Genomic DNA, 12,588 nt, shown 5'->3' with positions numbered 1-12,588 from the left:
CGAGCTTCCGCAGCTCGGCAAGGACCTCAACCTCACTGAGGGCGTCCTTGAGGGCCAGCGGCTTGGCCTGGCGGATGCCGTTGGGGACGGCAGTATCCACCAGCGCGTCCACAGTGCCGTAGCCGACGGCCTTGAGCATGGCGTCAATATCGGCCTGGCGGCGCGCACCAATATGCCGGTCAACGAAAGTGGCCGAGGCCGAATTAACACTCACAAGGAACTCCATTACTAAGGCGGCGCAGGGTACGCCACATCGACTCGAGTTCCTCCCCGCTCTGTCTGGGACCTGAGAGTTTCCGCGCAGCCAGCTTCCGCTAGGTTGCGCTTGCACCGTCGGTGGGCACAGCGGTCCTGACATTCCGGAGTGATCCGGGACGCTTCAGGCGGACGGCCTGCCACTTTCCAGAGTCGCCTGGCCGCGGCGGTACGTGGGCCTGAGAGATTCCTGGGGAGGATTTGCTCCTACGGCGCCTGTTGTACCTACTAACAGAACTCTCCCGCCGCAGATCAAAGGCATATTCAGATTTAATACTCGATATTGTGGCGGCCGCAGATGGTCGCCACGCGGTCCAATTCTCCTACGCCCCGGGCCACCGGGCAAATGAGGTCGTCGGGGTTCAGTCCCGCAGCCGCTCCACGGCAGCGAGGAGCTCCTCAATGTCCCCATGCCTGCCCCCGCCGTCCCCGGTGGTGCCGCTTTCCCACATGGCGTTGAAATACAGCCCGTCCCCCATATACAGCACGGCTTTCGCCATGGCCGTGCCGACGTCGGCCGCGATCAGGTCCAGCCACTGCTGCTGGATGGCGGCAAAGCGGCGCCGGGCCTCTTCATGGGCCACTTCGGCCAGGCGCGTGGCGGCCACGAAGGAGCGGTCCATCGGCGAATCGGACCAAAGCGAGGAACGGATGAAGTAGGCCGCCGCACCTTCGGCTGCTGCGGCCATCAGCGCGAGGTCCTCGACGGCCAGGCGGTCCAGGCGTTCCAGCACCGCAGCGATCAGGGCTTCCTTGTTGGGGAAGTGGTAGAGCAATCCACCCTTGGACACGCCCGCCCGCCTGGCCACCGCATCCAAAGTGGCAGCCCGCTCCCCCACGTCGATCAGGAGTTCTTCAAAAGCGTCGAGGACTGCGTCGCGTGCGACGGGATTTCTGGCCATGGCTTCAATCATGCATGCTCCGGGCCCCGTTTCTTAACTGTACCGTCTGGACGGTATAGTTAACGATATGACGTTGTCCGCACAGTCCAACCAGAACACCCGAAGCACATCCACCACGGCAGCCGGTCTCCGGCCGTCGGGGCCCGCCAAGGCGCCCTGGCGCGACTGGCTCGCACTGGCCCTGCTGATGTTTCCGGTGCTCCTGGTTGCGGTGGACAACACTGCGTTGACGTTCGCGCTTCCGGCCATCGCGAGCAGCCTGGAGACAACCGGAGTCCAGCTGCTGTGGATTGTGGACGCCTATCCCCTGGTGCTTGCCGGACTGCTGGTCGCCATGGGCAGCCTGGGTGACCGGATCGGGCGCCGCCGCCTGCTGCTGACCGGCAGCGTTGGCTTCGCCGCGGTATCGGCAGCAACAGCCTTTGCCCCCAGCGCGGAGTGGCTGATAGCGGGACGTGCGATGCTGGGATTCTTCGGGGCCATGCTGATGCCCTCAACCCTGTCCCTGATCCGCAATATTTTTCCGGACCCAAACCGGCGTCGCCTGGCCGTGGCCATCTGGGCCGCCGGCTTCTCCGGCGGCGCCGCCCTGGGCCCCATCTTCGGCGGGTGGCTGGTGGAGCAGTTCTGGTGGGGCGCCATCCTGCTGGTCGCCGTGCCCATCATGCTGCCCCTGCTGGCGTTCGGCCCTGCGTTCATCCCGGAATCAAAAGATCCGCGCCCCGGGCGGGTCGACGTGCCCAGCATCGTCCTGTCCCTGCTCGTAATGGTGCCTGTTGTGTATGGCATCAAGGAGCTGGCGACCGATGGTTTCGGGGCCGCTCCTGTGGGTCTTGTTGCCTTTGGCCTGGCCATGGGCGTCGTTTTTGTCCGCCGCCAGCAGCGGCTGGCCAGCCCCCTGCTGGACATGTCCCTGTTCGGCAACCGGGTCTTCAGCACTGCCATCACGGCAAACGTGCTGGCCCTGTTCTCCTTCAACGGTTTCATCCTGTTCCTCGCCCAGCACCTGCAGCTCCTGGACGGGATGACGCCGTCGGCCGCCGGAATTGCCATGATCCCGGCCCTAGTGGCCACAGTGTTTGCTGGGCTGGCAGTGGTGCCTCTGGTCCGGAAGGTGCGTCCGGGCTTTGTGGTGGCGGGTGGCCTGGCCCTGAGCGCCACCGGCTACGGAATCGTGGTCTTCGGTGACCACAGCTCCGGCCCGGCCCTCCTGCTGGCCGCGCTGCTGATCCTCGCCCTGGGCGTGGGCACAGCGGAAACCATTTCCAATGACCTCATCCTGGGCTCCGTTCCAGCGGAGAAGTCAGGAGCGGCGGCCGCCATCTCCGAAACGGGCTATGAGGTGGGGTCCCTGCTGGGGACGGCGGTGCTGGGCTCGATCCTGACCGCTTCCTACCAGCGCAATCTCCGGCTTCCGGCCGGGGTGGAGGAAACGGCGTCGGGCAGTGCAGTACACCAGGCGGGTGAAACTCTGGCGGGCGCCGTGGAGCTGGCCGCCGGCCTGCCTGCTCCGCTGGCCGAAGCGCTCCGCGGCGCAGCACGCCTGGCGTTTGATTCGGGGGTCCACACCACTGCGGCAATCGCGCTGGTACTGATGGCGGGCGCGGCAGTCCTTGCCGCCGTCGTACTCCGGAAAGTTCCGACGGCGGACTAGGCGCACATCTCCGGCAAGCCGGCGAGCGCACAAAAAGCGCCCGGCGCAGGAAGTCATTCCGGCGCCGGGCGCTTGTGGCCTCACTAGGGGCCGGCTCTTACTTGGCGTCAGGGGCGGTGACGCTGGCGGAGGCCTTCATGGTCTCGGCGTTCACCATCCACGCGTACTGCTCCAGCTTGGCGATGAATTCGTGGAGCAGGTCCGCGGTGGTGGGATCCTCTTCGTCCACTTCGTCATGGACCTTGCGCATGGTGCCCACGGCAGCCTCAAGCGCGGCAACGATCCGCTCGATGGCGTCCTTCGTGTTGATGAGGCCTTCGGGGAACTGCGCGAGGCTGGTGGACTTGGCCACGGTGGCACTGCGGCCGTCCGGCAGGGCATGCAGGGCGCGCATCCGCTCGGCCATATCGTCCGCGAACTGCCGGGCGGCATCCACAATTTCGTCCAGCTGCAGGTGAAGGTCCCGGAAGTTGGTCCCCACAATGTTCCAGTGGGCCTGCTTGCCCTGGATGTGCAGCTCAATCAGGTCCGCAAGTACGGCCTGCAGGTTATTGGTCAGGGTCGGTGAAGCTTTCATGAATCCTCCTCGATTGGTCCAGTAGTCCCGACGCTATCAGCCACGGGATCGATCGCGGCAGGCCGGAAGCAAATTTCTCAGTGAGCTTACTAATCTCACGGAGCGAGACTAAAGAATGGGATTCATTTAAACCATTGCGCGAAAGCCGTCCACCCTCCATACTAAATGAACGTCATTCATTTAGTGACGGTCGTCTCACTGGAAGCAAGCATATGATTGAAATTTCCTGCCTCGACTCACCCACGTCCCTGGCCCGGACAACGCCGTCCGTCCGCCCTGCCCTTCGGGTGGGCGTTGTGCAGCACCGCTGGCATGCAGACACCGCCGTCCTGCAGGCCGAACTCGATGAAGGAATCGGCCGCGCCGCCAGGCTCGGTGCCACGGTGGTATTCCTGCCCGAACTCACCCTCTCCCGCTACCCCGCGGACACGCGCCCGGAGAATGACACCACGCGCCCTGGAGCGGTGCGGCCCCGTCCGTCGGACATCGCTGAGGACCTGCTCACCGGACCCACCTTCCGGTTTGCTGCCGAGTCGGCCCGCCGCCACGGCGTGGCTGTCCATGCCTCGCTGTACCAGCAGGCACCGAACCCGGACGGCCGCGACGACGGCCTGGGGCTGAACACTGCCATCTTGGTGTCGTCCGAGGGCGAACTGCTCGCCCGCACGCACAAGCTCCACATCCCGGTCACCGCCGGCTACTACGAAGACAAGTTCTTCCGCCAGGGGCCGGCGGCCGCGGATGCCTACGAGGTCCACGCGCCGGCAGAACTGGGCGGCGCCCGGCTGGGCATGCCCACCTGCTGGGACGAATGGTTCCCGGAGGTGGCCCGGCTCTACTCCCTCGGTGGCGCAGAGATCCTGGTCTACCCCACCGCCATCGGCTCAGAGCCGGACCACCCGGACTTCGACACCCAGCCGCTGTGGCAGCAAGTGATTGTGGGCAACGGCATCGCCAACGGCCTGTTCATGGTGGCGCCCAACCGCTGGGGCGAGGAAGGAACGCTGAACTTTTACGGCTCCTCCTTCATCTCCGATCCCTACGGCCGCGTCCTGGTGCAGGCCCCGCGTGACGCCTCCGCAGTGCTGGTGGCAGACCTCGACCTGGACCAGCGGCGGGACTGGCTGACGCTCTTCCCCTTCCTGTCCACGCGCCGCCCCGATACTTACGGCCGGCTCACGGAACCCGTACGCCGTGACCAGCCGCTCGGCGGCGAAGTCCTCGCATCCGCGCAGGTGACCGCATGAGCACGTGGCGCATGCCCGCCGAAACCGCTCCGCAGGAGAGGCTGTGGATGGCCTTTCCCACCGGCGGCTACACGCTGGGCGACACGGAGGAGGATGCCCACGCTGCCCGGTCCATCTGGGCAGCGGTGGCCAACGCCGCCGTCGAATTTGAGCCGGTCACCGTGGTGGTGGACCCCGACGACGTCGGCATCGCCGCCCGCTATCTGAACCGGAACGTCGAGGTACTTGCCGCCCCGCTCAACGATGCATGGATGCGGGACATCGGCCCCACGTTTGTGCTGGACCAGGACGGGAGCCTCGGCGCCGTCGACTGGGTCTTCAACGGCTGGGGCGCCCAGGACTGGGCGTGCTGGGACAAGGACGCGCTGATCGCCGCCGAAGTCTCGGGCCGTGCCGGCGCCATGCACATCGTGTCCGCGCTGGTCAACGAAGGCGGCGGCATCCAGGTGGACGGCCAGGGAACCGTGCTGGTGACCGAAACCGTGCAGCTGGATCCGGGCCGCAACCCGGGACTCAGCCGGGCCGACGTCGAAGCCGAGCTCGCCCGGACCATCGGCGCAACCCAGGTGGTCTGGCTCCCGCGCGGACTGGCCCGCGACTCGGAACGGTTCGGCACGCGCGGTCATGTGGACATCGTGGCCGCCATCCCCTCCCCCGGCACACTGCTGGTGCATTCCCAGCAGGACCCCCGCCACCCGGACTTCCAGGTAAGCCGGGACATCCTCGAGCACCTGCGCACCACGAGGGACGCGGCCGGACGGGAGTGGACCATCATCGAAGTCCCCGCCCCTGAAGTGCTCTGGGATGACGAAGGCTTTGTCGACTACAGCTACATCAACCACGTCGTGGTCAACGGCGGCGTCATCGCCTGTACGTTCGGGGACCCCAACGATGACAAGGCGCTGCAGATCCTGGCGGAGGCCTACCCCGGCCGGCGTGTGGTCGGCATTGACGCCCGTGAGCTCTTCGCCCGCGGCGGCGGCATCCACTGCATCACCCAACAGCAGCCTGCTGCCTCGTAGAAAGCGCTGGACAATGACTCAAACCACCCGTACGAGCACCCCCGCAAGCCAGCCATCCGGGACCGACCCGGCCGGCTCGGCGCACGGCATCACCGCAAAAGGACTGAAGGGCGGGCAGCTGGGCCTCCTCGCCGTCGTCGTTCTCGGCATTTCCACTATCGCACCGGCCTACACGCTGACCAGCGCCCTGGGCCCCACCGTTAATGAGGCGGGGCTCCAGTTGCCCGTCATTTTCCTGATCGGGTTCATCCCCATGATCCTGGTGTCACTCGCCTACCGGGAACTCAACGCCGATTCCCCGGACAGCGGCACCACGTTCACCTGGGTCACCAAAGCGTTTGGCCCCTGGGTGGGCTGGATGGGCGGCTGGGGACTGCTCGCCGCCAACATCATCGTCCTGTCCAACCTGGCGGGCGTGGCCGTCGATTTCTTCTATCTCTTCCTGTCGCAGCTGACGGGTGCGCCTGAACTCGCGGACCTCGCGGCCAATAAGCCGTTGAACGTCCTGACGTGCTTCGTGTTCGTGGCCCTCGCCGTGTGGGTGAGCTACCGCGGCCTGCACACCACCAAGCTGGTCCAGTACGGACTCGTCGGATTCCAGCTGCTGGTCCTGGGGCTTTTCGTTGGCATGGCGTTCGCGAACTGGTCCACGTCGGAAACGGCCATCCCGTTCAGCTGGGAGTGGTTCGACGTCACCAGGATCGAGACGTTCGGGCAGATCGCTGCCGGCATCTCGCTGTCGATCTTTGTCTACTGGGGCTGGGACGTGTGCCTGACTGTGAATGAGGAAACCGCCAACGGCAAAAAGACGGCCGGACTGGCGGGCACCCTCACCGCCGTCGTTGTCCTGGGGATCTACCTGCTGGTGACCATTTCCACCATGATGTTCGCCGGCGTCGGCGATACGGGGATTGGCCTGAACAACGCTGAGAACCACGAGAATCTCTTCACGGCGCTGGCCTCGCCGATCATGGGGCCGTTCGCCATCCTGATGTCGCTCGCGGTGTTGTCCAGTTCCGCCGCGTCCCTGCAGTCCACGTTCACGTCTCCGTCGCGCAGCCTGCTGGCCATGGCCCACTACGGCGCGCTGCCTGCGCCGTTCAGCCACATCAGCAAGCGTTTCTCGACGCCGGGCTTCGCAACAGTGGCGGCGGGCATCCTGTCCGCTGGGTTCTACGCGGTGATGCATGTGATCAGCGAAAACGTCCTGAACGATACCATCCTGGCCCTCGGCCTGATGATCTGCTTCTATTACGGCCTGACCGCGATCGCCTGCGCCTGGTACTTCCGGAACAGCGTGTTCAGCAGCGTCCGCAACTTCGTGCTGCGGCTCCTGTGCCCGGTGCTGGGCGGTGTCGGATTGTTTGTGGTGTTCCTGCAGACAGCCATGGACAGCTGGGCGCCGGAGTTCGGCAGCGGCTCCGAGGTCTTCGGAGTTGGGCTGGTGTTTGTCCTGGGCATCGGGATCCTGGCGCTCGGGGCCGTGCTGATGGTGATCATGGCACGCCTCCGCCCGGGGTTCTTCCGCGGCGAAACCATCCGCCGGGACACACCCGCACTGGTGGTCCCCGAGTAGTTGCGCCACCCACAGCGCAGAACGGCGCCCTGCCCGGAAAGTCTCCGGAGCAGGGCGCCGTTCTTTGGTTTCCTGATCTTGCCTCAACGGCGGTTCAGCAGCGAACCGCGGGTCACCAGAAGTGCGCTACATCCACCACCATGCGCGATCCGGATCCGGGGCCGTCCAGGGTGAATACCCGGAACGGGAGCCGGGCACGGACACCCAGTCCGATGCTGGTGTAGCCCTCAAAGCTGCCCGCGTAGGCCACCTGCCGGAAGGTCTGGTATCCCGACACGTTCGACAGTTCGACCTCGTTCGCCGGCCTGTATGTCGCGTTGTAGTTGCTGTCGTGGGACGGTGCATTCACAGTGACCTGGAGGAATGCGCCACCCCGCATCGGGATTTCAAAACCTGAACCGTCCTGGACCACGGTCGGAACGTACTGAACCGTGTAGCCGGCAACAGGGCCGTTGAGATCAACCACCATCCGGTCGAAGCAGTAGTGCTGCCCCGTCCGGACGTTGGTGACGGATGCGGTGCTCATGGCCGGGTCTGATTCAGCCAGCGATCCCCATATGAGTCCGCAATACGATGTGGTTGCCGAGGCGGGCCCCGGAGCCAGGAAACCCAATCCGACAGCCATCAAAATGACTGTCAGCCACGTATGAATCTTTTTCATTGTGGGCCACCCTTCGAGTGATTAGGTAGCTCAAGCGTAGGAGTCTCCAAGGCCACTCAAAAGGGTTGTTGCCGCTTCGGCACGGAACCGTTAATCGGCCTTGGTTCCGGTCACGCGGGCGTAATTCTGAAGCACTTTGCGGGGCCATCGAAACGCTTTTGACACCGTTTCTGCACCCTGCCGTTATGCATAATAACGACGCCGGCGCACCTCACCGGAGTGCCGCCGTCGGCCGTTCAGCCTTCGCACTCGATGCAGTACTTCAGGCCATTCTTTTCGCGTGCAATCTGGGACCGGTGCCGGACCAGAAAGCAGGATGAGCAGGTGAACTCATCGGACTGTTCGGGAACCACAATGACGGTCAGTTCTTCGCCGGAGAGATCGGCTCCGGGAAGGTCGATGCCTTCGGCGGTGTCGGTTTCGTCGACGTCGATGACTGCGGTCTGGGCACTGCCGCTGCGGGATGCCTGCAGGGCCTCCAGCGACTCGGCGGAAGCCTCGTCGTCAGTCTTGCGTGGAGCGTCGTAATCGGTAGCCATGGCGTGTTCACTTTCGTCGCTGCACGGCACCATTTCAGGCACCTCAGTGAAGCAGTTTAGGTCATTATGCCGCTACTTGGGCAACAGTGTGGCCAACAAGACAGATTTCGTTGGTTCGCCGTCTGCAGACGGGGTAATTGATGGAATCTTGAGGGCATCCGGGGGCGAAATCTGAGAAGTCGCCGTCAGGATGGATTCGCAGGCCGCTGGGGCCTGCAAAACCCACCCGAGGAGGCCGCCGTGGATACCGCACTGCCCCTCCCGCCGGCCGACGCGACGCGCTCGCCTACCGTTCATTCCACCCGGCGGGCAGCCCGCGTCGCATCCGATGCGGGCGAGGCTACCCCAGCAGCACTTGGCCTGCGCGTAGTCGTGCTGGTGCCCGCTTACAACGAGGCCGGCTCGATCGGGGCAACGCTCGATGGCCTGATGCTCCAGTCCCGTCCCGCGGACCTCATCGTGGTCATCCCCAACGGCTGCACCGATTCAACGGCCTGGGAAGCGCGGAAATACCCGGTGTCCGTGATGGAGCTTCCACGACTGCAACACCGCAAATCCGAAGCCCTGAACCGGGCCTGGGCGAAGTACGCAGTCGACGCCGACGTGGTTATCTGCCTCGACGCGGATACCGTCCTGCCCCCGAACGCCGTCGAAGCCTGGTCCCGGGAGTTCAGTGCCGAAAGGGGCGCGCTCCTCGGTGGCTCGTCGTCGAAATTCACGATGCAGGACCCCGGATTTCTGAGTCGGCTCCAGAAGGCCGAATTCGCCACATGGACCGATACGGCCCTGAGGCGGGGCCGGACCAGCGTTCTGGCAGGAACCGGCTGCGCCATCAATAACGCCGTCCTCCGTCAGATCGCGGCCCGGAACGACCGGGAAGGGCCGTGGGTCTACACCTCACAGGTCGAGGACTTCGAACTGACGTACCGCATCCGGGAACTGGGCTTTATCTGCCAGGTCTCCCCCGATGTCCGCGCCTACACCGACTCGATGAAGACACTCAAAGCGCTGTGGGGCCAGCGGATGAAATGGCAGGTCGGCACCGTGGAAGACCTGCTGGACCTTGGAATCAACCGGCTGACCCTGCGGGACTGGGGCCAGCAGGCCATGGGTCTGCTGGGTGTGTTCCTGAGGCTGCTGTGGATCGCCGTCATTGCTCTCTCACTCTCGTTGGGAGTGTTTCGCGTCGTCCTGTTCTGGTGGCTGGTGCCAATCCTGTTCGTGGCCCTGGACATCAAACGGGCCCTACGGATTCCGCACCGCGACTGGAAGGACGTCCTAATGGCAGCCACGTTTTTCCCGCAGGAATTGTTCATGTGGATGCGGTCCGGTTGGTTTCTGGCCTCCTGGTGCGCTGTCCTGACGGCAAAGATCACCCGGCGGCGGATAGACCGCTGGGAAGCGCAATACACAGCAGAGGAAATCAACTAACAAATGTACGGAATGAACGCCGCCCTACCCGCTTCCGGAGCCGCTCTGGGCGCAACCGGACTGGCCTACACCGGCCTGGACGTCATGGCCGCGCTACTGACCGCGCTTGGCGTGATGCTCATAGGAATGGCCCTGCTGGGACTGGTGCGCCGGGACAACAAGGTGCGGCCCTGATTACCGGTCCCTGACTACCGGGAGATTGAGCATTGAGTCAGGGAGTCCGGCGCGCCTGCAATGCGGACTTGAACGCTGAGGCGGAGGTGGCGCTGCTGTTGATCCGCCAGTCGGTTTCTTTCTGGAGGTGGAACCAGACGAAGCCGACAACATCGGGCTGGGCCGCCAGATAGGACACGAGCTCACTGTTCCAGGCAGCCTTGTTGCCCCCTGCTTCGCTGGAAGCCGTCTCGCTGATCAGGATGGGAACTCCGGGTGCCAGAGTACGCAACTGGGCTATCCCCGGAGCGAAGAGATCCTGCGGCGATATCCAGCCGCTCCACGAGGCGGACGTGCCCCAGTTGTACCCGTCGAGGGCTACAACATCCACGTACCCGGCGCCGGGAAAGAGGCCGGCGAGATCGGTGGAACCGTAGTAGGGAACATTCGGGCTCCAGACCCAGGACACGTTGCCGGCACCGGTGGCAGCAACAACGTCATGGACATGGCGCCAAGCGTTTACGTAGTCGCCGGCCTGATTGCCGTTGACGCCTTCGGCCCACGGGTACCAGTTGCCGTTCATCTCATGGGCGAATCTGAGCTGGACCGGCTGGCCCCAGGCCGCAAGTGCCTGGCCCCACTGCGTGATGTGGGCGTCAAAGTCGCCGGCGGCAACTCGGTCCAGGGAGTAGGCGGGCTGTTCCATCCCACCGCCCCAGGCCCAGGGTTCCCAGGTGATGAGCGGGACGGCGCCGCGTGCCCGGACGGAGTTCATCTCGGCGATGGGAGGCGCCTGGAGGAAGTCCTTGTAAAAGAGAATGGTGGACGGGCTTTCGCCAGCCAGTTGCGCCACTTCATCCAGTTCGCCGTTGGCCAGCGGGCCGCCGGCCGTGGCCACCCCGAAGCGAAGCGCGGCGGTGCTGACCGGGGGGAGCGTCGGGACCGGCGCGGTCACTGTGAACACGGACGAGGCCTGGATGGACGAGGTCTTGGCCGTGATGGTCAATGATCCCGTGGCTGCAGAAGGGATGGCGATCGAGGTGCTGAAGGCACCCGAGGCCGCAGTTTTGAAGGGAAAAGTCGTGGCACCGGCGATCACCGTCCCCGCGGTGGAGGCCTTGAACCCCGTTCCGCTGACCGTGACGGCGGATCCTGCTGGCCCAGTGGCCGGGCTGAGGGAGATCCGGCCTGTGGCGGGCGCTGCCTGGGCCGCCTGGGCTGGCATCAGTCCCAAAGCCAGGCCCAGGCCAACCACTGTCGCGATGAATTTCAAAGTTCGAAGCATAGCGATCGGTCCCCCGCAATCGGCAAGGCGGTTGGAAATCCGCCGGTCAGGTGGTGCCTACCGGCACTTTCCTGATCCTAAGGGTTGGACGCCGAAACCAGACCGGATTTTTTCGAATATTTTTGAAAGGAACTCTGGTGACCGAAGGTTCGACTGGCCTGCACGAGGCAGCCCAGTCGAAGCCGTTACTGACCAGGGGCCCGGTAGGCAGGTGTCTTGCCCACAGCTGCGTCAATATCCTCGGGTGTCATGAGCGGCGTGAGGTGAAGGTCCACGGCGCCGGTGGAATTGATCATCAGGGAAAGGGCAACAGCGCTCGGCTGATCGGGAACGTCGAAGACCCCCAGGACATCCGTCTCGCCGAACGCGTAGTAGATGCATTCCAGTGATCCCCCAACCGACTCCAAGGCCTTTACAACCGCGTCCCGACGCTTGGACCCACCCTCCTGCATCAGGCCTTTGATGCCCTGGCCCACATAATTTGCTTGGAAAAGATACTTAGTCATGGCCGATTCCTGTTCTGCTGTGCCCAGAACACGAACCTATCCGCACGCCCAGAACAGGGGATGAGTGAAGGGTTCTGGAGTAATCCCCGGCTGGGGTTGTGGGCCGAGTCTAGGCCCTCCCCCGGGAACTGGCAACGGTCGGTGGGTGTCCTATCCCGATGTCCCGAGTACCCGCGGCTCGCTCGCGGCAGGAACATACCTGCAAGAGATGTATGAACAGCTTCTTTGAGGCTGCCTTTGCGCCCTATCCGAGAGTTCTCAAATACCTGCAAAACAGCACATTAAAGCTCCGCTAACTTGTATGTACAAGCTGCGTTTTTGGGCTCTCCTGATTCTTCCGTGGGTTAATTTCGGCACGGGAGCAAGGGTTTGTGTCCGCCCAGGCTGAGCATGGCCAGGGCGATGAGGGCTTCGGGTGATTTGAAGCCGAATGCGACGCGGGTGATGAGTCTGATCTTGGTGTTCATGGATTCGATGCGTCCGTTGGAGAGTCCGTGCTCGATCGAGGCGAGGATGCTGGCCCGGTGTTTGACGATGGTCTTTTGCAGCTTGACGAACGCGGGGATGCGGCACCTTCTGGCCCAGGCCACCCACCGGTCCAGGGCCTCCGCGGCTTCAGCATGGGGCAGTTGGAAGACGGTCCGCAGGCCTTCCTTGAGATAGTAGGCCCGGCCCAGTGTCGGGTCGGTCTGCACGATCCAGGCCTATGCCGAGCCCGCGGCTATGCCGAGGCTGCCGTCGGCCCGGGCTGGTGTGCGTGGTCCCTGCGGTTTGTGGCTC

13 protein-coding genes, 1 pseudogene and 1 riboswitch are annotated in these 12,588 nt (G+C 64.3%); of the genes and pseudogenes, 6 read left to right on the top strand and 8 right to left on the bottom strand.

The features are described 5' to 3' along the window. The coding region (locus tag CXR02_RS21585; protein ID WP_146072582.1) for a hypothetical protein at window positions 1-214 on the bottom strand (214 nt) is incomplete at its 3' end. 198 nt (window positions 215-412) lie between these two features. Then, window positions 413-510: riboswitch (glycine riboswitch) on the bottom strand. Window positions 511-617: 107 nt separating this feature from the next. Further along, entirely contained in the window at window positions 618-1,157 is a 540-nt protein-coding gene (locus tag CXR02_RS21580; RefSeq protein ID WP_104063860.1) for a TetR/AcrR family transcriptional regulator, read from the bottom strand. A 67-nt stretch (window positions 1,158-1,224) separates the two neighbouring features. On the opposite strand from CXR02_RS21580, the gene CXR02_RS21575 reads away from it, so the two are divergent. Further along, the gene (locus CXR02_RS21575) at window positions 1,225-2,811 is read left to right on the top strand and encodes an MFS transporter (protein WP_104063858.1); all 1,587 of its coding nucleotides are present in this window, start codon (window positions 1,225-1,227) and stop codon (window positions 2,809-2,811) included. Window positions 2,812-2,908: 97 nt separating this feature from the next. Here CXR02_RS21575 and CXR02_RS21570 read toward each other — a convergent pair whose 3' ends face one another. Continuing rightward, entirely contained in the window at window positions 2,909-3,388 is a 480-nt protein-coding gene (locus CXR02_RS21570) for a Dps family protein (protein WP_056346612.1), read from the bottom strand. A gap of 212 nt (window positions 3,389-3,600) precedes the next feature. Between CXR02_RS21570 and CXR02_RS21565 the strand changes: the two genes are divergently transcribed. The 3 genes from CXR02_RS21565 to CXR02_RS21555 are packed head-to-tail and all read left to right on the top strand — an operon-like array spanning window position 3,601 to window position 7,233. After that, on the top strand, window positions 3,601-4,635 hold the full coding sequence (locus tag CXR02_RS21565) for a nitrilase-related carbon-nitrogen hydrolase (RefSeq protein WP_104063857.1): 1,035 nt from the start codon (window positions 3,601-3,603) through the stop codon (window positions 4,633-4,635). After that, window positions 4,632-5,657: an agmatine/peptidylarginine deiminase gene (locus tag CXR02_RS21560; protein ID WP_104063856.1), complete on the top strand. Its 1,026-nt coding sequence runs from the start codon at window positions 4,632-4,634 to the stop codon at window positions 5,655-5,657. The genes CXR02_RS21565 and CXR02_RS21560 overlap by 4 nt, the downstream gene beginning before the upstream one ends. Before the next feature lie 13 nt (window positions 5,658-5,670). Continuing rightward, window positions 5,671-7,233 carry an APC family permease gene (locus CXR02_RS21555; RefSeq protein ID WP_104063855.1) on the top strand — a complete coding sequence of 521 codons (1,563 nt, stop codon included), beginning with the start codon at window positions 5,671-5,673 and terminating at the stop codon, window positions 7,231-7,233. A gap of 112 nt (window positions 7,234-7,345) precedes the next feature. Here CXR02_RS21555 and CXR02_RS21550 read toward each other — a convergent pair whose 3' ends face one another. Together CXR02_RS21550 and CXR02_RS21545 are read right to left on the bottom strand one after the other, a co-directional pair. Next, window positions 7,346-7,894: a hypothetical protein gene (locus CXR02_RS21550; protein ID WP_104063854.1), complete on the bottom strand. Its 549-nt coding sequence runs from the start codon at window positions 7,892-7,894 to the stop codon at window positions 7,346-7,348. Window positions 7,895-8,130: 236 nt separating this feature from the next. Beyond that, window positions 8,131-8,433 (bottom strand): DUF4193 domain-containing protein, encoded by a 303-nt coding sequence (locus CXR02_RS21545; RefSeq protein ID WP_104063859.1) that lies wholly within the window; start codon window positions 8,431-8,433, stop codon window positions 8,131-8,133. A gap of 240 nt (window positions 8,434-8,673) precedes the next feature. Here CXR02_RS21545 and CXR02_RS21540 point away from each other — a divergent pair, with 240 nt between their 5' ends. Both CXR02_RS21540 and CXR02_RS22520 read left to right on the top strand, forming a co-directional pair. Continuing rightward, complete coding sequence (locus CXR02_RS21540) at window positions 8,674-9,864, top strand: glycosyltransferase family 2 protein (RefSeq protein WP_181037331.1); 1,191 nt, start codon at window positions 8,674-8,676, stop codon at window positions 9,862-9,864. Window positions 9,865-9,876: 12 nt separating this feature from the next. Further along, window positions 9,877-10,038 carry a hypothetical protein gene (locus tag CXR02_RS22520; protein WP_181037330.1) on the top strand — a complete coding sequence of 54 codons (162 nt, stop codon included), beginning with the start codon at window positions 9,877-9,879 and terminating at the stop codon, window positions 10,036-10,038. A gap of 37 nt (window positions 10,039-10,075) precedes the next feature. Here the strand turns inward: CXR02_RS22520 and CXR02_RS21535 are convergent, their stop codons facing one another. From CXR02_RS21535 to CXR02_RS21525, 3 genes and pseudogenes are all read right to left on the bottom strand, one after another. After that, entirely contained in the window at window positions 10,076-11,302 is a 1,227-nt protein-coding gene (locus CXR02_RS21535; protein WP_104063852.1) for a glycosyl hydrolase, read from the bottom strand. Between the two features lie 185 nt (window positions 11,303-11,487). Next, window positions 11,488-11,808: a GYD domain-containing protein gene (locus CXR02_RS21530; protein ID WP_058930002.1), complete on the bottom strand. Its 321-nt coding sequence runs from the start codon at window positions 11,806-11,808 to the stop codon at window positions 11,488-11,490. 344 nt (window positions 11,809-12,152) lie between these two features. Further along, a pseudogene (locus CXR02_RS21525) lies at window positions 12,153-12,509 on the bottom strand (transposase); the annotation flags it as partial. Window positions 12,510-12,588 lie beyond the last annotated feature (79 nt).

Origin of the sequence: Arthrobacter sp. 4R501, assembly GCF_002929755.1 — a bacterium.
GTDB lineage: Bacteria > Actinomycetota > Actinomycetes > Actinomycetales > Micrococcaceae > Arthrobacter.
The sequence above is the reverse complement of the archived record's forward strand: the minus strand, read 5'-3'. Positions and strand labels throughout refer to the sequence as shown.